A 462-nucleotide genomic window follows, 5' to 3' on the forward strand; every position below is an offset into this window, starting at 1 on the left:
GAGTATGTCGTGTCGGCCAGGATCATGTCGCAACGGAACACCGCTACCGGCAGCCCGCACAGGTCGTTGGCCTCGCGCAGCAGGACCTCGCCGGCCCACTTGCTGTTGCCGTAGCCGTTGGCGTAGCCGTCGTTGACCTTGCGGACCGCGCTCATCTCCCGGACGTCGACGTTCTCGACGAACTTGCCCGGCTCGATCTGATCGCCCACGCCGATGGTCGACACGTAGGTGTACGGCTTGATCTTCGTGGTGAGCGCGATCTTGATCAGCTCGGCAGTGCCGAGGGCGTTGGGCCCGAACAACTCGCTGTACGGCAGCACGTGGTTGACCAGTGCGGCCGGATCGACGATCAGGTCGACGTCATCGGCCAGTCGCTGCCAGGTCTGCTGATCCAGGCCAAGGTTCTCCTCGCCCTTGTCTCCGGCGATCACCTCGAGGTGGTCGGCGGCCAGATCCTGGTAG

The 462-nt window shown here is 64.5% G+C and carries 1 protein-coding gene; it reads right to left on the reverse strand.

All coding sequences use genetic code 11. From position 1 onward, the window contains the following. On the reverse strand, positions 1–462 hold a 462-nt coding region (locus RM844_RS32565), incomplete at both ends, for an SDR family oxidoreductase (protein ID WP_311671048.1).

The sequence above is a fragment of the Streptomyces chisholmiae genome (assembly GCF_031845445.1).
GTDB lineage: Bacteria > Actinomycetota > Actinomycetes > Streptomycetales > Streptomycetaceae > Streptomyces > Streptomyces chisholmiae.